Genomic DNA, 24,937 nt, shown 5'->3' on the forward strand with positions numbered 1-24,937 from the left:
AGTTTGTATGTAAGAAATGTTAAGGTAACGTATGGCGGTGAGACGTTATACTTTGAAACACATGATAGCCGCTTACCGATACGCCTATAGTTCCCGCTCCTGGAAACACTGTATCTCCGCATAACCACAGTCCTTGTAAGCCAGATCGATGCGAAATGCTGTTGAACAAGGCATGATCTAACGTTTGCGGAAAGCCTCCCACTCCGCCGTTTGGGCGAGAAGTGAACCTTTCCCATGCTTTAGGAGCTCCCGAAATTTGATGCTCTGCTTTTTCAATGCTAGGAATAATGGTTTTAATGCCTGCTACCATTTTTTTCTCAAGAACTTGTTTTTGAAGGTCATAGGCTTCTTTGTTACTCCACTTGCTAAGATCAATGTGAGTAGATGCTGTAATTGTACGCTTGCCTTCAGGCGCTCGAAAACGATCATCAGGATGAGAGACTGAGATAAATAAATGATTTCCTTCTGTCATTTCCCCTTGTTCGGATTGAAGTACTTGCTGAAACAACTCTACCTTTTGCGGCAGATCTCTTTCATCAATGGCAAAATACATCGAAAACGTTCCCCACTGCGGAAGCTCGCTTTTTTCTTTTGCCCGCTTATGAATATGTTGGTAATCTTCATCATGCAGCAAAGACTTTAAGCTTTGAACCGGGGCGTTGCATACAACGTCTGATGCACGGTAACGGTTACCTCTATGATCATGCACGATCCACCCGTCATTATCACGCTCTATCTTTACTACTTTCCTTCCTAGAGTCGTTTTTCCTCCGTTGGCTTTAATCGATTTTTGCAGCGCTTCTGCGACTTTGTATAAGCCGCCATTCACATAAAAAGCTCCTTCGTGATAAATATCCAACGCTAAACATCCAATAAGCATTGAACAGTTCTCACTCGTTGTCTGCATGCTGTCTATTAATTGACCATCAACAAAATGAAGAAAGTCCGCTTCGTCTAACAAGCTGTGTTTTTTTAGTAAATAACTAAACGATTGATGAAAATAAGGCAACAGCTTCAAAGAACCAAAATTCAACGAACTTACCAGCCTGCTCCACTCACCGACTGTCAGAGGAGGAAGAACCGGCAGAGACTGCATAAGCTTGCGAATTTCTTTTGCAATTCTAAAAACATTTTCATAAAAGCTCCTAATATTTTTTGCTTTATGAGGAAATTGTTTTTGAAGATAGGAAATATGCTGATACCAGTCTTGATAATAAATCAGTGTACGATGAGGAAGATGAACTTTCATGATTTTCTCAAGAGAAACCTTTTCAATTTCTAGGCCAAGGTACATGCCGATTCGCTCATGTATCCCTCCGTGCTCAAATCCCATTCCAAGCGTCGCTCCAACAGGAAACGTATACAAATGGCGCTGAAATTTCCCTGCACAGCCTCCCCATTCTCGAGAAGCTTCTAAAACCGTCACTTCATAGTCATGTTTAGCTAAAAGCGCTCCCGCTGTTAACCCACCTACTCCTCCGCCTATTACGACAACTTGCTTATGCATGTTTTCACCTTCTTTGCTCTTTCTTCTATTGTGCAAAAAAAAGAAGCTCACCACAATTTAGAAGCGGCTCGTTACTGAAATAAAAAAGCCGTGAATGATTTCACAGCTTTTTGGCTTATTTTGTAATCACTCCACAAACAATCCGATCTCCTGAGTTTCCTGAAGGATCCGTTGTGTAATCGTCGACTTTATCATGTATCACTAATGCCGATCCATCCATATCCAAAAGAGAATTCGGCTTTCCTTCTTGCAGCGTGACAAGAGAAGCAAAAATTTCTGTATCTACTTTGCCATTTGGAGCAACTTCTAGATTGGGCAAATCACCTGCATGCGGGCCTTTTGTATTTTTAAAACCGTGTTCACGTTTAAAAGGATTAAAATGGGCACCCGCTGTTTTAAAATCCGGCACCTCACATTTTCCTATTTCATGAATATGAAATCCATGTCTTCCCGGTGAAAGACCTTGAGCAGTTAATTTAATTTGCACGCCGTTCTTTGCTTCTGACAGGGTAGCCTCTCCTAGTTTTTTGCCCGATGTATTCGTTAAATCCACTTTAACAGGTTCTACCGATACTTCGCTTGTTTCTTTCGCTTCCTCTGTTTTCAAGTGGTTTTCATGAGCGTTATTTTGCTCTTTTACCATGCTGCATGCTCCTAACAATAACAGAACAAAGACTACACATCCGTTCATTATTAACTTTTGCATCCGTGATTCCTCCTTTTTCTTATTTATCACCATCCTTTCACTATTTTCCTTTTTTTAGACATCAAAAATAAGATTGAGACATACGTTCACCTTACCAATGAAAAAATCCGAACGAGTTGGATTCTTAATGAAGAACCTCAATTCATCGTTCGGATTTTCCTTCAACTAAAATATTTTGCTTTAACGTCTTACTTTTGTTTAAAGTTGTATTCTTTTTCCGTTCCGTTTGAAAAACGAACTTCTAATTCAAACGACTGAAAATCTTTTTTTAGGCCAAACGCATCGATTACTTCCTTTTTTACATCTTCATCGGGGGTGCGCTGATCAAAATTTAAATTTTTAAATTTTGAAGATAATTTATTAAAAGCTTTGTCTCCGTTCAAGTGCTCATCGTTAATATTATCATCCACTTTGGCTTCTATCTCATCATTTTCATTTTCGTAGTCGGCTTCATAATCATTGTTGAGCCCCTTATAGTCTACTTCTAAATCAAATTTTGAAAAGTTAAAAGATGTGTTTTCGCTTTGATTATCATAGCTCATCGGCGTTCCGCCATTCGTCACACCTTGTTTATTTTGAGCTTCTTTTGCCGGTGCTGCATCATCATTGTGGCATGCTGAAAGTACGCTAATACCTATAAGGGAAAAGAATATGAAAAAGGGTCGTTTCTTCACTGTATTTCCTCCTTTGACTTCACTCTTCCTTCCCTTTATGTCCACAAATTTGATTTTTATACGCCTTCACTAGAAAACCCCGCTCTCTAAAAAGAAAGCGGGGTTTTTCGTCTTGTTTATTTTATATTCAAATAAGAAATACTGTACATGCTGTTAAAATACGTATTGTAAAGAGCTTGAACAGCACGGTCTAAAGCATCTGCTTTCACACCAAACATCATGCTCACCTCAGAAGAACCTTGGTTGATCATTTCAAGATTCACTTCAGCACGAGCAAAAGCTTCTGTAGCTTTTGCAGCAATTCCTACTGTGCTATTCATTCCTTCTCCTACTACCATAACCATAGCAAGATCACGTTCAATAAAGATTTCATCCACTTCAAGTTCTTTTTCAATTCGAGCAAATACACGCTTTTCCACATCTGGCGTAAGCTGATGCTCGCGCATGATGACAGAGATATTATCAATTCCTGAAGGGGTATGTTCGTATGAAATACCTTCATCCTCTAAAATTTCAAGCAATCTTCTGCCAAAACCAATTTCACGGTTTAATAAGTATTTGCTCACGTGAATGTTGCAAAAACCTTTGTCCCCAGCGATTCCAACCACCGGCGTATCTCCGTGAGGACGCTCAGCTACAATTAATGTACCCTTTGCTTCAGGATTATTTGTATTCTTTACACATACAGGAATGCCTAGTTTATAAACCGGCTCTAGCGCTTCATCATGGAAGACAGAAAAACCTGCATAGGATAGTTCACGCATTTCTCTGTATGTTACCTCTTTCATTTCATGAGGCTTTTCCACAAGTCTTGGATCTACGCTATAAATAGCATCTACGTCGGTAAAGTTTTCATACAAATCAGCTTTTACTCCCGCTGCTACAATTGAGCCTGTGATATCTGAACCACCGCGCGAGAACGTAACCATGTTCCCTTCTTCGGAGTAGCCAAAGAATCCTGGAATCACTAGAATACCCGAACGCTCTCTTAGCTTCGGCAATTTTTCATAAGACAGTGGAAGCACTCTTGCTCTTCCGGGTTCATCAGAAACAAAAATACCTGCTTCTTTTGGATTTACATAATGAGCTTCAAACCCTAAATGGTTTAAATAAGCAGCCATTACCTTTGCGTTATTATCTTCTCCACTTGCTTTTAGACAGTCTAATAAGCGAAATGGATCGTTTTTATGTAAATCAATAAGTGATTGTAAATTCGTAATAATGTCAGTAATAATCGTTTCTGGGATAGACAAGTCCACAACGATTTCACGATAGCGATCAATTACTTGCCCAAACTCATCGACGTAATCTTCTCCAAGCTGTATTTTGGCAGAAAGTGCGATTAGCAAATCTGTCATTTTTGTATCTTCTCCGTATCGCTTGCCCGGAGCTGATACAACCACCAGCTTTCTCTCTTTATCAGACGTTACAATATGCGCAACCTGTTTAAATTTCTCTGCGCTTGCAACTGAACTCCCGCCAAACTTCGCAACCTTCATGTTTGAGACACTTCCTTACTTTGTTTTTAATATTCGATTATTGTACCATATTTTATCAAGTAGAAAAGCTTATCTATCTAACTTTTCTAAAAATTAAAGGAATACTACCGTAATTGTACTCTCATAAAGAACAAATGTCTACCGCAAAAACACAAAAAGACTGATTTTACATGATGTAAAATCAGTCTTTATTTGTTATTCTGCTTTTGGCTTTTTTAATACACCTACAAGGACCGCTGTTACAATTGCACCAATTAAAATTGCTAGTGCATATAAAAGAGGATTTCCTTGTACAATTCCGATAACGAATACGCCGCCGTGTGGTGCTGGTAAACCGATGTGGAACATCATTGTTAAAGCACCTGCTACTGCAGCACCGATAACCGATGCGGGAATCACACGTCCTGGGTCAGCTGCTGCGAATGGAATCGCACCTTCTGTGATAAATGAAAGACCCATTACATAACACGTTTTACCTGTTTCGCGCTCTTGGCGAGTAAATTTGTTTTTGAACAAAGTTGTCGCAATAGCCATACCTAATGGTGGAACCATACCGCCTGCCATAATCGCTGCGTGTGGTGCATAGTTTCCAGCATCAATCATTGCAATACCAAATGTAAAGGCTGCTTTATTAATAGGACCACCCATATCAATCGCCATCATACCGCCTAAAATAATACCTAATAATACTAAGTTACCTGTACCAAATCCACTTAACCAGTGCGTTAATCCTTTGTTAATTGCACTAACTGGCTCATTTACAACATAAAGCATAATCAATCCTGAGATAAAAATCCCAAATAGCGGATAAAGAAGAACTGGCTTAATTCCATCAAGCGCTTGCGGTAAACCGCTGAATAATTTCTTTAACCCCACTACTACATAACCTGCTAAGAAACCAGCGATTAAACCACCTAAGAAACCGCCTCCGCCAGAAGCTGCTAAAAGACCTGCAACCATACCGGGAGCTAAACCAGGACGATCAGCAATACTCATTGCAATAAACCCTGCTAGTACTGGTACTAGTAAGAAGAATGCATTATCTCCGCCAATTGTTTTTAGCGCCGCTGCAAATGCATTGTACGTTGGATCTTTCGGCTCTGCTGAGTGAATGCCAAACATAAATGAAATGGCAATTAAGATCCCGCCCCCTACAACAAACGGAAGCATTGCGGATACACCGCTCATTAGGTGCTTGTAAAACCCTGTACGCTCTGATCCTTTACTTTCTCCGCCTTCTTTGCTGCCACCGCCGCCGCTGTATACAGGAGCGTCTCCTTTTAACGCGCGGTTAATTAATTCTTCCGGCTTGCGAATTCCTTCAGCTACTGGAACTTGAATGACTTTTTTACCTGCAAAACGTTCCATTTCTACTTGCTTGTCCGCTGCAACGATAATAGCGGTAGCGTTTTCAATTTCTTCCTTCGTCAACGCGTTTTTAACTCCGCTGGAACCGTTTGTTTCAACTTTGAGCGTCACATTCATGTCTTTCGCTTTTGCTTTTAAGCTGTCCGCTGCCATATATGTGTGGGCAATTCCCGTTGGACAAGCCGTTACAGCAAGCACTAATTGATCTGAAGCTGTATCTACTTCCTCTTCCGGCGCTTCATTTTCAGTTTCTTTATCATCAATTGCTTTAATGACTTCATCAATTGATGATGCTGTTAGCAACGTTTTTCGGAACGATTCATCCATTAATAACGTAGACAAACGAGATAGTGTTTCTAAGTGAGCATTATTCGCTCCTTCACTCGCTGCAATCATGAAGAATAAGTGTGCAGGCTGTCCGTCTAAAGATTCATAATCAATACCTTCTGTTGAGCGTCCAAATGCAATGGCCGGTGTTTTTACCGAGCTTGTTTTTGCATGTGGAATGGCAATGCCTTCCCCAATTCCCGTTGTGCTTTGAGATTCACGATTTAAAATTGCTTCTTTATAGCCAGCTCGGTCGCTTAAGCGACCAGCTTCGTGTAATTTCCCAACTAATTCATCAATAACATCAGCTTTTGATGTGCTTTTTAAATCAAGAATGATTGTATCTTTTTTTAATAGTTCTGTAATTCTCATTCTCGGTTCCCCCTACTCTACCTTTGTGATTGACACTTGTTCACGAAGCGTCTTTACATCTTCTGCTGTACATAATTCAAGTGAGAATGCTGTGGCACTTCCTGAAGCTACTCCTGTTTGAAAAGCTTCTAATAAATCTCCTTGTTTTACATAAGAAGCAATAAATCCAGCTACAAGTGAATCGCCAGCTCCAACAGAATTTTTCACCGTTCCTTTAGGGACTGTGGCACTGTAGACACCGCTTTCGTTAATAAGAAGTGCTCCATCACCTGCCATAGACACAACGACGTTTTGCGCTCCTTGTTCCACGAGCTTCTTACCGTATACTAGCGCATCTTCTGCACTGTTTACTTCTACATCAAACAATTCTGCAAGTTCATGATGATTGGGTTTGATAAAAAACGGCTTGTGGGACACGACGTCTAGCAAAGTTTTTCCACTTGCATCTACTACAACTTTTACTCCGTTCGCTGATGCTAGTTCAGTTAACGTTTTATACACAGAACTTGGAAGCGTTTTCGGTATACTCCCTGCTAATACGAAGATATCGCCTTCAGTCATTTGCTTTACTTGAGTCAATAAAGACTGAAGCGCTTCGTCTGTAATAGCAGGTCCTTGACCGTTAATTTCTGTTTCTTTTTCTGTTTTTAACTTTACGTTAATACGGGTATCTCCCTCAACTCTTGTAAAAGCTGTTTCGATATTCTCCGCTTTTAAGTAGTCTTCGATATAGGTTCCTGTAAAGCCGGCTACAAAACCGAGGGCTTTATTATCAACACCTAATCTCTTTAAAACGCGAGAGACGTTAATGCCTTTTCCTCCTGGAAACTTGGCTTCATTCGTTGTGCGGTTAAGCCCGCCTTCTTCGAATGCTGAAACATGTACTACGTAATCAACGGATGGGTTCAACGTACATGTATAAATCATGATTTCACAACCTTTATGTCTGTTTTGTTTGCATACTGTATAAGTACATCGCTAGGTACGTCATTTGTTATAATTTTTGCTTCATGTAAATCGGCTATTTTCGCAAAGCTTGTTTCAAAAAACTTAGTGGAATCTGATAAAATATAAGATTCTCTAGACAGCTTCATTGCCGTTTGCTTGATCAATGCTTCTTCTGGATCAGGAGTTGTATATCCATATTGATGATGAATTCCATTCGCTCCCATAAAGCACTTATCAAAACGATATTGCTCAAGACTTAAAAGAGCTCCATTGCCAATTAAAGCGCCCGTTTTATGTTTAACAGATCCCCCAATTAAATAGAGGGTGATACCTTGTTCTAGCATCGGGTTTAAATGCATTAAACCATTTGTCACGACAACTACATCTTTTTGCTTTAAAAAAGGAATCATTTCATACGTTGTAGTTCCTGCATCTAAAAAAATACAGTCACCTTCATTTATAATGGAAGCCGCATACTCTGCAATGTTTCGTTTATCTTGAACATTTTTAGCAGATTTTTCGATAACGCTCAGTTCGATTCGTTTACTGCGAATAAGCGAAGCGCCACCGTGAACACGTTTGAGCATTTGCTCTTCTTCTAGTTGACTTAAGTCTCTTCTAATGGTGGATTCCGAAGCGCCTGTAACTTCGATAAACTCTTGCACTTTTACAAGTTCTTTCTCTTTTAAAAGTTTTAAGATTAGTTGATGTCTCTCCGGCGTTAACATGTTCTAGCTCCTTTTTCAAAAAAGCGTTTTCATTTATTTCATGTACTTACTTTATCACGGTTTACATTCAAAATCAATCATAAAAAATCAAAAACATTCATTTTTTTAATTACAAAATAAAGTTTTTTGAACGAACAATTAGATTTGTATTTGGTTTAATAATAGTTCGCACAAAAGGAAATATGCTGGTAATTCAAGAATTTGTCTACTTTTCTCATTATATGTAAAGGTTTTCTTCTACTCAATTAGCTATGACTGTTTTTGACTATTTCTTGACCGATTGAATTTTTCTGACTGAATCGAGTATAGCTTATCCTGATTTCATAAAAGCCTACACACAAAAAAAGTTGTCCACCTTTTTGGACAACTCAAAGTGACCCATCATTTAAATAAAAACAGAAGCATATATAATATGGAAGCAAGGGCAGAAGAAATAGCTAAACTTGAGATAAAACGAACGAGTCTTTTTTTAATGAACTGCGTTAATTCGATTTCTCTTACTTGAGTTTTTTCATTTTGCATACAATAATCCCTTCTTTAATTAAAATTTCCTAGTAGCTAGAAGTTACTACTCGCAGAATATGCTTTTATGTATTGTATGCATGCGTAAAAAAAAAGATACAAAACGAACAAAAAAGCTACTCTTAGCTAGAGTAGCTTTCATCTTTCCATACATCTGCTTCAATTACTGCATCCGCTCGAATCGAATATGTATAACAAGGGCCTGTAACCATCAGCGTATTCGACTGCAGTGAGACTTTATCAATCGTCACTCGTTCATACCTTTGAATATGTCCTGCTTCATAGACGTGAAGCGTTACTGGATGATGCTCCGAGTAACTGTTCATAATGACATTTTCAATATGCTCAATCTTTTCTTTTTTCAACCCTAAAGACTGCTTATGCGCCTCGGGACTGTACATTTTCTTCATTTTCTCTAAATGCTCGGGCATTACTAACTTTGCATACTGTTTTAGTTCATCTTGATACACGTTCATTCTCCCCCTTGACTCTTGCTTCTATTTTACCGAACGAACATTCTCATTGCAAAACTTTTTAATCAAAATAAAAGCAAACAATTCATTTTTTCATACTCCATAAAAACTGTCAAAAGATTTTATGTTAATAGCAGAAACTGATTTTTAAAAAAATAATAATATCCCATCTTTAATTCGGTCTCTAGAGTTGGTATAATACATTGTCATGACTGTGTTTTCGGAGTTTTTGATGATTGGAGGTAACGTTCATGATTAATAAAATAAAAGAAATTATCCTCATTATTCTAGGGAGCCTCATTTTTGCACTGGCCATTAATTACTTTGCCATTCCAAATGAATTAGCTGAAGGCGGTGTAACCGGTGTAACAATGATTACCTATTATGTATTAGGCTGGTCTCCCGGTATCACAAACTTTATATTAAACGGTTTGCTGGTACTGATCGGATACAAACTGCTTCACAAACGTGTTATTGCTTACACAATTATATGTATTATTTTCACGTCTCTATTCCTACATATAACTGAAGGACTGGGAAATCCTCTTGACGATACGTTACTGGGGGCTATTTTTGCTGGTATTTTAGCTGGTGTAGGACTTGGACTTGTGTTTAGAGGAGGCGGAACTTCCGGAGGCTCTGCAGTTATTGCCCGTTTAGCTAATCAATATCTAGACTGGAATATTAGCAAAACGATGCTGGCAATTGACTTATTAGTTGTAGCAAGCGCTTATTTTGTTATCGGTGGAGAAAAGACGATGTATACGGTTATTTCTCTTTACATCGGAACAAAGGTGCTTGATTATATCATTGAAGGACTCAACCCTCGCAAAGCAATCACCATTATTTCACACCGTTCAGCTGAAGTAGCCGAACAAGTCAATAAAAAGATGGAGCGCGGAGTCACCGTCTTTTCTGCTCATGGAAGCTATACAAAAGAAGCAAAAGACGTATTGTACGTCGTTGTGAACAAACAAGAACTTCTGGAGTTGAAGCGCATTATTCATAAAGTTGACGAACAGGCTTTTGTGGTCGTCCACGATGTGCGCGACGTCTTTGGAGTAGGTTTTACCATTCCAAAAGCCAGCTGAAAACCCGCTATAAAAAAGCGGGTTTTTTCTATTATATATGTTTGCGCTGAAAATACAGTAAACCTGCTGTTATAAAAAGAAAAAACTTTCTTATAACGACAATAAAAAGCTCTGTAATGAAAAAGAAAAAAGCTAAAAGGCGACGCCTTTTAGCTTTTTTCTTTACACGTCCATTTGATTAACAGACCGCAGTGCGTTAATCCTCCTCCAAACCCATAGAGAATAAGGAGGTCATTATCCTGTACTTTTCCTGTCATTATTCCTTCGTTTAAAGCAAGCGGAATAGAAGCTGAAGATGTATTTCCGCAGTATTGCACACTCGTTAACGTTTTATCCATTGAAACATCTGTTTTAGCACAAATTGCTTCGATCATTCGAAGGTTTGCACTGTGCGGAATAAACCAATTTACATCAGAAAGAGAAATGGAAGTATCCTTTAATAATGCTTCTACTCCTTTTGGAATCGTTCGTACAGCAAAGCGATATACTTCACGTCCATTTTGAACTAAATTTCCACTCGAGTTAATTTCTTTTCCTGAAAGAGTATTAGATAAATTAGAACGATATAAATTTCCCCCTCCGCTCCCGTCCGTTCCGTAGTGACATCCTAAGAAACTTGGGTTATGCTCGTCGTATTCTACAAGCATCGCTCCTGCTCCGTCACCGAACAGCACGCATGTTGCACGGTCCGTATAATCTGTAATTCTCGACATTACTTCGGCACCAATAACTAAAATCTTTTTATGCAATCCCGACGTCACTAAGCCGTTCGCCACATGAAGTCCATATGTAAAACCGGCGCATGCGGCACTTAAATCAAATGCAGCAGCTTGATCAATATGAAAGTAATCTTGAACCTGACATGCTACGCTAGGAAAAAAGTGATCAGGCGTTGTTGTCGAAACAATAATTGCATCTACATCTTCTATTTTTACATCATATCGGTTAAGCAAATTTTCAACGGCTTGAATGGCAAGCGTGGACGTGTATTCACCTTCTCCTGCAATTCGTCGTTCTTTCATTCCCGTACGCTGTACAATCCATTCGTCACTTGTATCAACCATTTCTTTTAAATGGTCATTCGTTAATTTTTGTTTTGGTGTATATATCCCCATTCCCGTGATTCTAGCTTTTGATTGTATCATTTCTCCACCTCAAATCAGTTGATACTTAATTATAACATCTACCTTTAATATCTGGTACTAATTTATTGTTAGATAAAAAGCGCAAAGGCATACCCTTTACGCTTTTTATCAAATAGAATAATCTTCTGGAATAAATACTTTTAGCTGCTTAGGCTTTACATACACCTGATCTCCGACTTGAAGGCTGAGTGTTTTATAATGCTCTTTGCTTAATTCAGCTTCTAAAAATTCTTCTGCATCTTCTCTTTTTAATTCAATTTGCACGATAGGTCCTATCACATGAATATGGCTAACGGTTGCAGAAACGGCATCTGCGCTTGTGTTTACCTTTTCAAGGTGAATATCATGAGGTCGCACATAACCAACAGCTGCTTCTTCATTTCTTCCGCTAAATTCTGGAACATCCATTTCAAAGCTTCCTTGTTTTAGTCTACCTTTATGAATGCGGCCCTTGAATAAATTGACGTTCCCTAAAAAATCGTACACAAACGGACTGTTAGGATGATCATATACTTCCTCAGGACTTCCAATCTGCTCAATTTTTCCGTTGTTCATCACAACAATACGATCGGCCACATCTAAAGCTTCTTCTTGATCATGCGTAACGAATATACTCGTAATATGAAAGTCATTATGCAATTTACGCAGCCACCTGCGCAAATCTTTGCGAACTTTTGCATCCAAAGCTCCAAAAGGTTCGTCTAATAGCAGTACTTTAGGTTCCACTGCTAACGCTCGAGCAAGCGCCACTCGCTGCCGCTGTCCGCCGGATAATTGAGAGGGATAGCGATTTGCAAGCGGCTCTAGTTTCACAAGCTGCAGCAGCTCGGCTACTTTCTTGTTAATGTCCGCTTTAGAAGGTCTTGTTTTTTTAGGTCGTACTTTTAAACCATACGCAACGTTATCAAATACAGTCATATGTCTGAACAAAGCATAGTGTTGAAAAACAAACCCTACATTCCGCTCCTTTGGATTTACGTGCGTAATTTCCTTTCCATCAAATAAAATAGCTCCTTGATCAAGGTGTTCAAGACCGGCAATGATGCGAAGCAAAGATGTTTTTCCAGAACCGGACGGACCGAGTAAAGCTACTAATTCACCCGTTTGAATATCAATGTTAATAGAATCCAGCGCTTTAAAATCACCAAAGTTCTTTGATACGTGCTTAATATGGATACTCATCTCATAAGCTCCTTCCTATTTAAATATGCTTGGCTTTCCACTCGATAATGTTTTTCACAATTAAGGTAAAAATAGCTAAAACTGACATTAAAGAAGCTACCGCAAATGCGGCTGCAAATTGATATTCATTGTAGAGAATTTCAATATGAAGAGGCATCGTATTTGTCATTCCTCGAATGTGCCCAGACACAACGGAAACAGCTCCAAACTCCCCAATCGCCCGCGCATTACATAAAATAATGCCATATAATAAGCCCCATTTAATATTAGGTAACGTCACTAGAAAAAAAGTTTTGAAACCGCTGGCTCCTAACGTTAACGATGCTTCTTCTTCTGCTGATCCTTGAGCTTGCATAAGTGGAATTAATTCTTTAGCAACAAACGGCAGCGTTACAAAAAGCGTAGCTAAAATAATACCGGGAATAGCAAATACAATTTTAATATCTTGATTAAACAGCCATTCTCCGAATAACCCTTGTGCACCAAATAATAAAATAAAAACCAATCCAGCAATAACAGGCGAAACGGCAAACGGTAAATCAATAAGCGTAATTAAAAGATTTTTCCCTTTAAAATCAAACTTCGTAATTAACCATGCAGCTACTACGCCAAAAACGGCATTTAAAGGAACGGTAATAAGCACAACGATTAACGTTAGTTTAATAGCAGCCAAAGCATCCGGATTCGTAATCGCAGCTAGATACGTTTCCCACCCTTTTTGAAAAGCTGTCATAAAAATGGTGATGAGCGGAAGCACTAAGAATAGAGCTAAAAAAGCCAGCGCAATAAATGTAAGCAGCCATCGGACGACTTTGGGCTCTTTTAAACTAGAATGATTAAGTTCCACATTCGTTTTTGCATGCTGCATTGGAACATGTCCTGCCAATGCCATCCCTCCTTAACTATGTACAAATTTACGATTTGTCCACCATTGAATAATATTAATAAGTAATAACAGAAAAAATGATACAACGAGCATGACTGATGCAATAGCAGTAGCGCCCGCATAATCGTACTGCTCGAGTTTTGTCATAATAATAAGCGGCGTAATTTCAGTTTTCATCGGCATATTTCCAGCAATAAAAACAACTGACCCGTATTCTCCAAGCGCTCTTGCGAATGAAAGAGAAAAGCCTGTTAAAATAGCAGGCACCAGCTCTGGAAAAATAACTTTTCTGAACGTTTGCATTCGGCTGGCTCCTAAACTAGCAGATGCTTCTTCAATCTCTGCATTAAAGTTTTGCAATACTGGCTGCACCATTCGGACAACAAACGGCAGACCAATAAACGTCAGAGCGATAATAATTCCGATAGGCGTAAATGCGATTTTAAACGTAAATAATTGACCAATCCATCCTTTTGGGACGTAAAGAGTGGTCAAGGCAATGCCGGCAACAGCCGTTGGTAAAGCAAACGGCAAATCTACAAGTCCATCAATAAACCTCTTTCCAGGAAAATGATATCTCACTAATACCCATGCAATAATGGTTCCAAAAATAACATTAATAATGCCTGCTGCAAATGCTGCTCCAAAACTTAATTTATATGATGCTACTACTCTAGAGTCTGTAACAGTTTTAATAAAGTCGCTCCATCCCATAGATGCCGTATTTAAAAAAATCATAGCTAACGGAAAAAGCACAAGGATACTTGCATAAAACATCGTAAAACCTAAAGAAAGCCCAAATCCAGGTAAGATGCTTTTCTTTTTCTTCTGTCGTTGTAACACGCTCACGTCTTACACCTCTCTCTGCTTTCAAGATACATGTACACAGAAGATACGAATTACCATTCGTATCTTCCTCATTTACTTTTTTTAATGCATCATATTACTTTGGCTGATAAATCTGATCGAATGTTCCTCCATCGTTAAAATGAGTTTCTTGAGCTTTTTTCCAGCCGCCAAAATCTTTGATGGTGACTAGGTTAAGAGAAGGAAATTGATCTTTGTGTTTCTCTAATACTTTTTCATTTCGAGGACGATAGTAGTTTTCCGCTGCGATTTCCTGACCTTTTTCTGTATATAGATATTTCAAGTATGCTTTTGCTACCTTTGTTGTGCCTTTCTTATCAGCTACTTTATCTACTACAGCAACAGGCGGTTCTGCTAAAATACTCAATGACGGTGTTACAATTTCAAATTTATCTTTTCCTAGCTCATTTAACGATAAGTAAGCTTCATTTTCCCATGCAATTAACACGTCTCCAATGCCCCGTTCTACAAACGTAGTTGTCGCTCCGCGTGCGCCTGAGTCTAACACTTCGACATTTCCATAAAGTTTACTCATGAAGTCTTCAATCTTTTTGTTATCTCCGTTATATTTATTCTTCGCGTATGCCCAAGCTGCTAAATAATTCCAGCGTGCGCCTCCAGAAGTTTTTGGATTTGGCGTAATAACGGATGTACCTTTTTTCGTTAAATCATCCCAATCTTTAATTCCCTTTGGATTTCCTTTACGAACTAAAAAAACAATTGTTGATGTGTATGGTGTAGAATTATGAGCCAATTCTTTTTCCCAGTCTTTGTTTAATAATTGGCGAGTTTGAGCGATTTCATCAATATCGTAAGCAAGCGCCAGCGTTACTACATCCGCTTCCAAACCGTCAATAACTGCTCGGCCTTGCTTACCAGAGCCACCGTGTGATTGCTTGATAGTAACGTCTTGCCCTGTTTTATCTTTCCAATAAGATGCAAAGCTCTTATTGAACTCCTGATAAAGCTCACGTGTAGGATCATATGAAACGTTTAAAAGCTCTACTGATTTTTTTGAATCGTTTTTACTCACAGAACTATCTTTCCCTGCTGTTTCAGTAGATTTCCCATTGCCGCAACCTGCTAGCACGACGAGCAATGCTGTTAGCACCATTAAAAACTGAACTGCTTTTTTCTTCATGTTTTACTCCCCTTTTTATAAAAAAATACAAAAAGGCTGCTATCTCTTTGAAAAGAGAAGCAGCCTTCAGTTAGTCTGATCAGCGTATATGCTCTTAAATTATTCTTATTAAATTTATTCGTAAGAATAAAAAGAAGATACTTTCTGAAAAGACAATTTATTCTTGTTTTTATAATAAACACACTTTACCTATTAGTCAACTAGGTTTTTAATCTTTTTTACACTTATTTTAGTTCTTTTTACGTGTTTTCCTTATTTACTGCGTGCCTGATACTCTTTTTCTAAGTCAGAGAGTGTGAGTTCAAAAAGATGATGGTTTTCTTTTTTGTAAATCCCTTTTTTCAGTAACTCTTCAATGAGGTATTGTTTTCTTTGCCGCACCGCTGCTCGTAATAAATTTTCCATCTTTTCTCCTCCTATTATATTAATTTAAGAATAAAAAAAAGACTTCTAACACAGGTCAGAAGCCTTCGGTAATCCGGTCAGCACAGGAATGAAACTGTCAGATTTTCATAATTTTAAAAAGTATAAAGCTGCTGCTTTAGCAGCTTTACACTTCTCATCGTCATACTCGTACAACCTATAATTTTAATTCAAAAAATTCTAAATCTTTGACCGGAAAGAAAGTCAATTTTTCTTCGAATACGCACGTTTTCTATATTTAATAAAGTACTTGCTTGCCCCGCCGTCAAGCATTCGCTAGCTAGGCTGTCCCTTCAGTTTCTCTAAATACGTATTTAAATAGGCTTATTTGTGGCTTGCTACTTTGCTTTTAGCTAAAAAGCGGTTTTTTTCCGTGCTGTCCACTTGAGTAATTTGTCCGTCGTGAAGAGTAATTAGTACAGATCCATAGTTGATTTCAGTTAGTAATTTAACAATATAATCTAATTTTTCTTGTGTAATTGAAGCCATTTTATCATTCTCCTATTCATAGATAAATTTATATTTTAGTTGCAGTTGAATAAACAAAGCGAACAACATCTATAAGTACTTGTATAATGTGCAGAAGATAAATACATGGTAATCCTCCCCATATGTTCAGTTGAAGATTGAGATTTTAATGACCACAACCAATGTACAGAAAAGGCCCACACTAGTAGCGAACAAGTATGAGCCTTCGGTTGACCGATCAGCTTCTTTAGCATCCCAATTTTTTCAAAAGATTTATACTATCTATATTATTTACACTTTACCTATATGTCAAGTAGGGATTAAAAAAATAAATAGATATTATTAAATTTTTTTATATCTTTGACCTAATAAAAAAGACTCATCTGCATGAACTTACACAGACGAGTCTTTTTTAGTCCTATTTTTTTGGATAGGCAGGGTTACCGTAAAAATGCTTCCTTGTTCTTTTTTGCTTTCAACACGTATTGCGCCCTCATGCAGCCGAACAATTTTTTTTGTAATGGCTAGACCGAGGCCGCTTCCTTTTAACGTTCTGGATTTATCTACTTTATAAAAGCTTTCAAAAATATATTTTTGATCTTCTTCGGCAATACCAATTCCATTATCCTTTATTTTCACGTCTATCTCTTCGTTTTTTTGATGAATGGATATTTTCACCAATCCATTTTCAGGCGTATATTTAATAGCATTTGTTACTAAATTCAGCCAAACTTGCTCCAACAAATCTTTATCTGCTTCCATTTGAACATTGGATAAATCAAGGTCAATTTCTATGTTCTTTTTTGTCCACTGAGGTTCTAAAGCCATGACCACATGCCTGATTTGTTCATCTAACCGGTATTGCTGCAGCGTTAGCGTTTGATGTTCAGAGTCTAGAGAAGCAAGCTTTAGCAAATTGGAACTAAGCTGAGAAAGTCTTGTACTTTCTTTTTCAATAATCGTTAAATATTGTATCTTTTTATCTTCACTGACGATATCATCTTTAAGTGCCGCTGAAAAACCACGAATAGAGGTCAGCGGTGATTGAATCTCATGCGAAACGCTAGCAATGAACTCTTGCCTCATCGTCTCTATTTTGTTTAATTCTTTAGTCATTTGATTAAAGTTTTTAGTTAACAAACCAATTTCATCATTTGTCGCGTGCTCGACTTGCACATTGTATTCGCCTTGTCCGACAACTTTCATCGCTGTACTGAGACGCTTAATCGGTTTAATAATAATCGTTGAAACATATGCAAATAATACAATACCTACTAATAAAATTGTAATAAGCTGGATATTTTGAACATCTTGAATAACTGAAAATTGCCGCTGTGGATGTGACTGAATAAATAGAGCATACGACCGTCCATTTTCTTTAAAAGGAAGACCCACTACGTTTGGCTGTGGACGATTACCTTTTTCCTCGTTTAAATTAGAATAACGCTTCCCGTCTAATACTTGATCTACTTCTTGCGGTGTAATTGGAATAGGCGGTCCTGGCTGTCCTAATACTTTTTCTTCATGCTGATCATCAATAATAATAAACGAAAAATGAATGAATGATGAATTAGATAAAAACCTTGCAGCTTTGTCGGAGTCTTCTGCTCCGTACAAATCGATAAAATCTTCTCCCATCTTCACCATATCCTGACCTAATCGCATTTCGAGCTTCTGCTTGCTAAGAAATGTCGTGACGACAACGGTAATCACAACGCTCAATAAAATTGTAATGATGAACGACAGAACCAGCTTTACATAAATTGATTTCACGTTAACACCCTTCTGCTCTATAGCCTAGTCCGCGAATTGTTTTGATTTCCATACCGACGTTTTTCATATGATTAAGCCTCTCTCGCAGACGTTTTATGTGAACGTCTACCGTGCGCTCATCGCCTTCATAATCATATCCCCAAATTAATTGAATAAGCTGATCACGAGTAAAAATCTTTCCTGGAGAACTAACTAACGTGAACAGTAATTCAAACTCTTTTAACGGCAGCTGTTCGCTTGTTTCTCCTGCACTCATCTCTAATTTGGTACGGTCTAGTTTTATATTCCCCATATAGATTACATTGTTAGCTTCTACTCGATACCTGCGTAAAAGAGCCTTTACACGAGCAACCATTTCCTGAGGATCAAAAGGTTTCACGACATAGTCGTCTGTTCCGATATCAAATCCTTTTAGCTTATCATGCGATTCGCCTCTAGCTGTTACCATTAAAACCGGTATATCAAAATACTCCTTAATTTCCTTTGTTAGTTCCCATCCGTCTTTAAATGGCATCATGATATCAACGACCGCTAGATCAATTCGAAACTCTTCCATTTTCGCCCACGCTTCTTCACCATCTGCTGCTTTTATAATTTTAAATCCTTGATTTTCTAAATATAATGATATCAGCTCTCGAATATGTTGATCATCATCTGCAACTAATATTTGAATCATACATGTCTCTCCCTATTCCTAAGTTTGTCCAGCTTTTACGCACAGTAAGCTCTCTGTTTATCGTAAACAGAGAGCCACATAAGATCATACAATGATTTTATACTTCAAATATGAACTGAATATGAACAAACTGATTAACTCTTATTAGCTGAAGTTGTTTGCTCGTTCTTTTTCTACAATTCCTTCCAAATACGATAAAAACGTTTGACGTAAATCTTTACGCTTTAACGCCACTTCTACCATTGCTTTCATATAGCCTATCTTATCTCCAATGTCAAAGCGCTGTCCTTCCAGTTCAAGAGCAAACAGCCGCTCTTTTTCACATACTACACGCAGTGCATCTGTTAATTGTAATTCATTTCCTACCCCTCTTTCAATGGTTTTTAGATAAGAAAAAATAGAAGGGTTTAAAATGTAGCGGCCCATAACGGCAATAGTTGACGGAGCTTGTTCTATCGATGGTTTTTCGATCAAGTCACTCACTTCATGAAGGCTGCCGGATTTATTTTTTGGCTGAATGATTCCGTATTTCGATACCTCTTCAACATCCACTTTTTGAACTCCGATAACTGATTGATTAGTCGTTTCATACGCTTGGATCATCTGTTTGAGCGCAGGTTCTTCAGAAGTCATAATATCATCTCCAAGAAGAACGGCAAACGGCTCATCTCCAATAAACTGCTCGGCACAAAGAATAGCATGACCGAGTCCTAACGGCTCTTTTTGACGAATATAGTGAATGCTGGCCATTGATGAGATCGTTTGTACTTCTTTTAACATGTCAAACTTGTGTTTTTCTTCAAGCATTTGCTCTAACTCAATTGATTTATCAAAATGGTCTTCAATTGATTTTTTGTTTCGTCCTGTAATAAAAATAATACTTTCAATGCCTGATTTCACAGCTTCTTCTACAATATATTGTACAGCAGGCTTATCGACAATTGGCAGCATTTCTTTCGGCTGCGCTTTTGTCGCTGGCAAAAATCGAGTTCCTAAACCGCCTACTGGAATAACTGCTTTTTTTATCGTCATATATGAATCCCTCTTTCTTTTTTAGTAGTAAATACAAATAATTTAGTACCAATAAAGTTGATACTGACACTTGCGATTGTAATTAAAAGTTTACTGATTAGCAGCGGTATACCCCATTTATTATATAGAACAGTCAACAGAAATGATGTTAGGGATAAAGTGATCAAATTTACGATCACAAATGAAATCACTTCACGCTTACTGCTTTTTTCTTTTCTCTCAAACGTCCATTTGCGATTCATGACATAACTGTTTAAAATGCCCACACTGTATGAAATCCACTGCGCTAGTATGTAGTTAACACCGATTGTTGTTAAAAGTGCGTATACTACAAAATCAATCAGTGTATTTACAACTCCTACTAACGCAAATTTAATAAAAGATATCCATTTGTTAGTCACGAAGTGATACTTCCTCGCGTGTTTCAAGCTGATACTTTTCACGGACGATATAGAGTGGACGATTTTTTGTTTCATCGTAGATGCGGCCAATATATTCTCCAATCATCCCAAGAATAATTAAAATGATGCCGCTAAAGAATAGCTGAATGACAATTAATGACGACCACCCGGTGATGGTGCTGTCTGTAAATAACTTCAAATACATCACCACTAAAAGATAAATAAAACCGATACCAGATAGAGTTACACCAGCATAGCTAGCTAGCTTTAGCGGTTTATAGGAAAAAGATGTAATGCCATCCATTGAAAGCTTCAGCATCTTTTTCAAAGGGTATTTCGACTCCCCGGCCAAACGCTCGTCTCGCTCATATTCTACTGCTATTTGCTTAAAGCCAACCCAGCTTACTAATCCGCGAACAAAGCGATTTTTTTCTTGAATGCTATTCATTTGATTGCACACTTTGCGATCTAGCAAACGGAAATCCCCTGTATCAAGCGGAATATCAATATCGGTCATCGCACGTAAGAAGCGATAAAACATAGCAGCCGTTTGTTTTTTAAAGTATGTTTCTCCTTTTCGCTTTGTACGCTTAGCATATACAACGTCAAACCCTTGCTTCCATTTTTCAATCATCTCTAAAATCAATTCGGGCGGATCTTGCAAATCAGCATCAATCACAACGACCGCCTCTCCTCTTGCATAATCCATACCAGCTGTAATAGCAATTTGATGACCAAAGTTACGGGCAAAATCTAATAAAACAACCGCTGGGTCTTGCTCACTGTACTCTTTAATGATTTCTGCTGTTCGATCTTTACTGCCGTCGTTCACGAAAAGAAGCTCGTAAGCTTCTTTCGTTGAACGCATCACTTCTGTGAGACGGCGGTAGGTTTCATGAATCACTTCTTCTTCGTTGTAGACAGGAACAACAATAGAATATTTAACAATGGAACTCATGTTCATGCCCTCCTTATTTAAGCGTTATTTCGTATAGTGTTCCGTTTCCAGATGGCCCTTGCTGAGCACTTGATGAAGTAGACTGCCACTTGGAAGAAGGAATCTCCTTACTATTTTCTTTAATCCACGTGATAACGTCAGATTGACCTCCCTTGCCCATTCCAGACAAGTAGAAATATTTCACTTCACCTTTTTTAATCATGGCTTTTAATTTACTTACCGTTAAAATTGGATCTGAACCGCTAAATCCACCCATTGCCATTACTGGCTTGCCCGTTTTGATAATGTAAGGCGCAGCTGAAGTTGAATCCGTTGTGGCAAATAAATATTTTTCACCTGTATTATTTTTTGTTAAATAGTTTAGTAGCTTTTGGTTTACTTCTGCGTTCATCCCTCCACTTTTTCGTTTTGAAGATGATGATTTGCTTGAAAAGCTATTTGGCATTTGACTATTATTGGATGAACCGCCTGGCATTTGCATTTGACCACTGTTTGAAGAACCGCTTGGCGGCTGCATTTGACCATTATTGGACGAACCGCCCGGCATTTGACCGCCGTTCGATGAACCGCTTGGCGGCTGCATTTGATTGTTCGATGATGAATTGCCGCTAGAGCTTCCTGGAGGTTGCATGCCGTTAAAGCCAGACTGTTTGCTATTTGTAGCTTTGCTTGGAGGTCCTCCCATACCGCTTGAAGAATCAGGACCTGCTGATGGAAGCATGCTATTTCCACCATAAATAATTGGTGTCATCGCCCAGTACGCCGGCATCGCAATTAAGACAACCATCGCTGCGGCTCCTAGGTAGTTCGTCAACGAATTTTTACGCTGTTTACGAATAGCTAAAACAAGAGCTAAAATGACGCCCAGTGCTCCTACACCTGCAATTGGCGCTACGCCGATTGAGCTGACATAAGGAGACATAATATATACTTGAAGTGCTGCTGTCGTTAAAATACCACCTGGTAGCAGCCATGATTTCCAGTCATTATGCTGTTTGTACATGCTCCATAAAGCTACTGCTCCCGCTCCGGCAAATGCAGCGATTGGAGGTGCCAGCATAATTAAATAATACTGATGGAAAAATCCTGCGATACTAAAGAAGACAGCTACTGGTAGCAGCCACGCTAACCAAAATAAACTTTCTTTTTGTTTTGCCGTGTAAGGCCCTTTAAATTTTACTCCGGCAAATAAACCCACGATTGAAAAGATTACAAATGGTAATAACCAGCTGATTTGATCTGATAAACCTTTTTGGAATAGTCGGAAGGGACCAGGATTCCCCGTGTTAAACATTCCGTTTTGATTCCCTCCGCCTGGAGCCTGCATCTTTTGAGAAAAGCTGCTCTTTCTTTGATTTGAGCTTTGTGAAGAATCAGCACTTGAATTACTATTTTGTTTTGTTTCACTGCTTGCTGTTTGCTGCTCAGTTTGAGCAGGCTGTTTATGACTGCTTCCCGTCACGCTTGTATTTCCAGTTAAACGATTGATACCGTTATATCCAAAAGCAAGCTCTAGAACTGAATTTGTTTGACTGCTTCCCATATAAGGTCGCTTATCAGCAGAAGTTGAATCTACTACAACTGCCCATGAGACAGAAACGGCAAGCATCAGTGCAGTTGCTGTTGTTAAGAAAGCAATTTTCTTTTTCCACGTGATTTTGGTTGCCACTACATAGAAAACATAAAATGCTGGTAAAACCATGTATGCTTGAAGCATTTTCATGTTAAATGCAACACCAATCATCGCAAAAGCCGCTAACACCCAGCCAAATTTAACCGTACGCACAGCACGAAACAACATCCATGTTGCTAATAATAATGTAAATACAAGCATACTATCGATATTATTTGTTCGGCTTACCGCCGGTACGATTGGCGTCAGGGCCATGGCAAGAGCAGCAAACCTCCCAGCCCATACGCCAAACGTACGTTTTATGAGTACGTATAGTAAAAGGACTGAACCGATGCCCGCTAAGGCTTGCGGTAAAATGACGCTCCACCCGTGAAATCCAAATATTTTGGCGCTAATTGTCTGAATCCAAAACACAACCGGCGGCTTATCAATCGTTACGTAGCCTCCTGGATCAAAAGATGCGTAAAAGAAATTATGAAAACTTTGAAGCATACTTTTGACAGCTGCCGTGTAATAAGCGTTGGCGTATTCATCTGTCCAAATTTTAAATAAGCTCAAAAACGCTGCAATTAAAACGATTGGAACTAAAAATAAGTCTATTCTTTTTTTATTTGAAGTTCGTTCTTCTTTCACTTCACTGTTCATGTGTTTCATTTCACTCCTTCGTAATTTCTGACTTTAGTCTAACAAGCATCTGTGAACTGATTATGAACAGCAAAAATAATTTTTATTTTTTAAAAATCCATTTGACCTCTTACGCTCACCAATGAAATATTTTACAATTAAAGAATCAAGCACATGAAATAGAAAGCGTATTCTTGGAATGCTGCAGCTTCTATGAAACATTATTATCAACACTTCATCCACTTCTTGCTCAGAAAGGAGACAACTTTATGATTCAAGTAAAAGATATATACGGAAATTTACCCACACTAGAAACAGAAAGACTCCGCTTGCGGAAAGTTACCAAAAAAGATGTGCGTGACATGTTTGAATATGCCTCAAATGAAAAGGTAAGCAGATATGTAAATTGGGAAAAGCACCGAAAGCTTCAAGATACAAAAGAGTTTGTTTCCTTCGTTTTAAAACAGTACAGCAACCAATCCATTTCTCCTTGGGCTATGGAAATCAAAGCCTTGAAAAAATGTATCGGCACCATTGACTTTGTCACTTGGAACCCTACCCATCGCATTGCGGAAATTGGCTATGCGATTTCTGAAGCATATTGGAATAAAGGATTTGTTACGGAAGCAGCTGAAAAAGTAATTGCGTTTGGATTTGAAGAAATGGATTTAGTCCGCATTCAGGCGAGGTGCTTTATTGAAAACGCTGCATCTGAGAAAGTGATGAAAAAAATCGGTATGTCTTATGAAGGAACGATTCGAAAAGCCATGTTTATTAAGGGAGCTCATCAAGACTTAAAGTTATATTCAATCTTGCGAGAAGAATATACACGCAACGCGTAGAAAATGTATAAAATACTTTCCATAACATAGGCTAACTTCAACACTAACTCTTCCTTTTGAGGTGAACAATGTTGGAGCAAGCAATTCAGCATTTAGACTTATCTGCACATGGTTTGTGGTTTCCGATTACCGTTAGTTTATGTTTATTTATTCTTGCCTTTTTTTTATTTAAACGAAAGCTAACTTGGCGAGATTTTTATATCACGTTTAGCGTAGTTGGATTTGTTGGATGGCTTTGTGATGTTATCATCACACGTGTTTTTAACGTGATTGATTTGGGAGATTCAAAAGTTACAGGACTTGGAGATATTCTAAGCTATACATTTATTCCACCTTCCCTTTCCGTTTTATTTTTGACTTACTTAACAGCTAAAAATAAATGGGTTTTATCACTTCTCTTTTGCGCTGGTTCACTACTCATAGAATACGGAATGATTAAAAGTGGCTATATGCATTTAAACGGCTGGTTTTTTATCTATTCAATAGTGGTATACTTACTCGTTTATGCTTTTGTGCTACCATGGCATATCGCATTTATTAAGTAAAAAAGCGGATGTTGATTAACATCCGCTTTTTTACTATACACTTACTTCCTATCCACTGAAATTCGTATTTCACAGCGAGTTTTAAAAGAATTGGAATAGTTACGTTTATAAAATACATTTCTAATT

25 protein-coding genes are annotated in these 24,937 nt (G+C 38.2%); 3 read left to right on the forward strand and 22 right to left on the reverse strand.

Annotated elements, in window-relative coordinates; all coding sequences use genetic code 11:
• Positions 1-19: 19 nt before the first annotated feature.
• The 9 genes from AC4NPH_RS04470 to AC4NPH_RS04510 all read right to left on the reverse strand — a co-directional run bounded on the left by AC4NPH_RS04470 (position 20) and on the right by AC4NPH_RS04510 (position 9,127).
• Positions 20-1,507, reverse strand: a complete 1,488-nt coding sequence (locus tag AC4NPH_RS04470) for an FAD-dependent oxidoreductase (RefSeq protein WP_098314904.1) — start codon at positions 1,505-1,507, stop codon at positions 20-22.
• Positions 1,508-1,622: 115 nt separating this feature from the next.
• Entirely contained in the window at positions 1,623-2,213 is a 591-nt protein-coding gene (locus AC4NPH_RS04475; protein WP_098196426.1) for a superoxide dismutase family protein, read from the reverse strand.
• 188 nt (positions 2,214-2,401) lie between these two features.
• Positions 2,402-2,887 carry a YusW family protein gene (locus AC4NPH_RS04480; protein WP_098196425.1) on the reverse strand — a complete coding sequence of 162 codons (486 nt, stop codon included), beginning with the start codon at positions 2,885-2,887 and terminating at the stop codon, positions 2,402-2,404.
• A 116-nt stretch (positions 2,888-3,003) separates the two neighbouring features.
• Positions 3,004-4,386 carry an aspartate kinase gene (locus AC4NPH_RS04485; RefSeq protein WP_098196424.1) on the reverse strand — a complete coding sequence of 461 codons (1,383 nt, stop codon included), beginning with the start codon at positions 4,384-4,386 and terminating at the stop codon, positions 3,004-3,006.
• Positions 4,387-4,581: 195 nt separating this feature from the next.
• The gene (locus tag AC4NPH_RS04490) at positions 4,582-6,453 is read right to left on the reverse strand and encodes a PTS fructose transporter subunit IIABC (RefSeq protein WP_098196423.1); all 1,872 of its coding nucleotides are present in this window, start codon (positions 6,451-6,453) and stop codon (positions 4,582-4,584) included.
• Between the two features lie 12 nt (positions 6,454-6,465).
• Positions 6,466-7,380 (reverse strand): 1-phosphofructokinase, encoded by a 915-nt coding sequence (gene pfkB, locus AC4NPH_RS04495; protein WP_013056835.1) that lies wholly within the window; start codon positions 7,378-7,380, stop codon positions 6,466-6,468.
• Positions 7,377-8,129 carry a DeoR/GlpR family DNA-binding transcription regulator gene (locus AC4NPH_RS04500; RefSeq protein WP_013056834.1) on the reverse strand — a complete coding sequence of 251 codons (753 nt, stop codon included), beginning with the start codon at positions 8,127-8,129 and terminating at the stop codon, positions 7,377-7,379. The genes pfkB and AC4NPH_RS04500 overlap by 4 nt, the downstream gene beginning before the upstream one ends.
• A gap of 381 nt (positions 8,130-8,510) precedes the next feature.
• Entirely contained in the window at positions 8,511-8,651 is a 141-nt protein-coding gene (locus AC4NPH_RS04505) for a hypothetical protein (RefSeq protein ID WP_013056833.1), read from the reverse strand.
• A gap of 122 nt (positions 8,652-8,773) precedes the next feature.
• The gene (locus tag AC4NPH_RS04510; RefSeq protein WP_033578844.1) at positions 8,774-9,127 is read right to left on the reverse strand and encodes a YolD-like family protein; all 354 of its coding nucleotides are present in this window, start codon (positions 9,125-9,127) and stop codon (positions 8,774-8,776) included.
• Positions 9,128-9,375: 248 nt separating this feature from the next.
• Between AC4NPH_RS04510 and AC4NPH_RS04515 the strand changes: the two genes are divergently transcribed.
• On the forward strand, positions 9,376-10,215 hold the full coding sequence (locus tag AC4NPH_RS04515; RefSeq protein ID WP_013056831.1) for a YitT family protein: 840 nt from the start codon (positions 9,376-9,378) through the stop codon (positions 10,213-10,215).
• Positions 10,216-10,364: 149 nt separating this feature from the next.
• On the opposite strand, the gene AC4NPH_RS04520 is transcribed toward AC4NPH_RS04515, so the two are convergent.
• The 13 genes from AC4NPH_RS04520 to AC4NPH_RS04580 all read right to left on the reverse strand — a co-directional run bounded on the left by AC4NPH_RS04520 (position 10,365) and on the right by AC4NPH_RS04580 (position 23,454).
• Entirely contained in the window at positions 10,365-11,360 is a 996-nt protein-coding gene (locus AC4NPH_RS04520; protein ID WP_035438927.1) for a ketoacyl-ACP synthase III, read from the reverse strand.
• A gap of 108 nt (positions 11,361-11,468) precedes the next feature.
• On the reverse strand, positions 11,469-12,542 hold the full coding sequence (locus AC4NPH_RS04525) for a sulfate/molybdate ABC transporter ATP-binding protein (protein WP_013056829.1): 1,074 nt from the start codon (positions 12,540-12,542) through the stop codon (positions 11,469-11,471).
• 19 nt (positions 12,543-12,561) lie between these two features.
• Positions 12,562-13,428 (reverse strand): sulfate ABC transporter permease subunit CysW, encoded by an 867-nt coding sequence (gene cysW / locus AC4NPH_RS04530; protein ID WP_029321493.1) that lies wholly within the window; start codon positions 13,426-13,428, stop codon positions 12,562-12,564.
• A 12-nt stretch (positions 13,429-13,440) separates the two neighbouring features.
• Positions 13,441-14,277: a sulfate ABC transporter permease subunit CysT gene (gene cysT, locus AC4NPH_RS04535; protein ID WP_013082952.1), complete on the reverse strand. Its 837-nt coding sequence runs from the start codon at positions 14,275-14,277 to the stop codon at positions 13,441-13,443.
• 94 nt (positions 14,278-14,371) lie between these two features.
• Positions 14,372-15,436, reverse strand: a complete 1,065-nt coding sequence (locus tag AC4NPH_RS04540; RefSeq protein ID WP_098196422.1) for a sulfate ABC transporter substrate-binding protein — start codon at positions 15,434-15,436, stop codon at positions 14,372-14,374.
• Between the two features lie 252 nt (positions 15,437-15,688).
• Positions 15,689-15,841, reverse strand: coding sequence for a Fur-regulated basic protein FbpA (locus AC4NPH_RS04545; RefSeq protein ID WP_013056825.1), 153 nt, complete (start codon positions 15,839-15,841; stop codon positions 15,689-15,691).
• 342 nt (positions 15,842-16,183) lie between these two features.
• Entirely contained in the window at positions 16,184-16,348 is a 165-nt protein-coding gene (locus tag AC4NPH_RS04550; protein ID WP_013056824.1) for a YezD family protein, read from the reverse strand.
• Positions 16,349-16,720: 372 nt separating this feature from the next.
• Positions 16,721-18,100: a sensor histidine kinase gene (locus AC4NPH_RS04555; protein WP_098196421.1), complete on the reverse strand. Its 1,380-nt coding sequence runs from the start codon at positions 18,098-18,100 to the stop codon at positions 16,721-16,723.
• A gap of 1 nt (position 18,101) precedes the next feature.
• On the reverse strand, positions 18,102-18,776 hold the full coding sequence (locus AC4NPH_RS04560) for a response regulator transcription factor (RefSeq protein ID WP_013056822.1): 675 nt from the start codon (positions 18,774-18,776) through the stop codon (positions 18,102-18,104).
• A gap of 144 nt (positions 18,777-18,920) precedes the next feature.
• Entirely contained in the window at positions 18,921-19,808 is an 888-nt protein-coding gene (gene galU / locus AC4NPH_RS04565) for a UTP--glucose-1-phosphate uridylyltransferase GalU (protein WP_013056821.1), read from the reverse strand.
• Complete coding sequence (locus tag AC4NPH_RS04570; protein WP_098196419.1) at positions 19,805-20,209, reverse strand: GtrA family protein; 405 nt, start codon at positions 20,207-20,209, stop codon at positions 19,805-19,807. Before AC4NPH_RS04570 ends, galU begins: the two co-directional genes overlap by 4 nt.
• Complete coding sequence (locus tag AC4NPH_RS04575) at positions 20,202-21,167, reverse strand: glycosyltransferase family 2 protein (RefSeq protein WP_013056819.1); 966 nt, start codon at positions 21,165-21,167, stop codon at positions 20,202-20,204. The genes AC4NPH_RS04570 and AC4NPH_RS04575 overlap by 8 nt, the downstream gene beginning before the upstream one ends.
• Before the next feature lie 13 nt (positions 21,168-21,180).
• The gene (locus AC4NPH_RS04580) at positions 21,181-23,454 is read right to left on the reverse strand and encodes a glycosyltransferase family 39 protein (RefSeq protein WP_491938608.1); all 2,274 of its coding nucleotides are present in this window, start codon (positions 23,452-23,454) and stop codon (positions 21,181-21,183) included.
• A gap of 239 nt (positions 23,455-23,693) precedes the next feature.
• Here AC4NPH_RS04580 and AC4NPH_RS04585 point away from each other — a divergent pair, with 239 nt between their 5' ends.
• Positions 23,694-24,266 (forward strand): GNAT family N-acetyltransferase, encoded by a 573-nt coding sequence (locus AC4NPH_RS04585; protein ID WP_013056817.1) that lies wholly within the window; start codon positions 23,694-23,696, stop codon positions 24,264-24,266.
• 68 nt (positions 24,267-24,334) lie between these two features.
• Positions 24,335-24,811, forward strand: coding sequence for a hypothetical protein (locus AC4NPH_RS04590; RefSeq protein WP_097812387.1), 477 nt, complete (start codon positions 24,335-24,337; stop codon positions 24,809-24,811).
• The last annotated feature ends 126 nt before the right edge of the window (positions 24,812-24,937 follow it).

Source organism: Priestia sp. MDV22-iso46 (assembly GCF_058629175.1).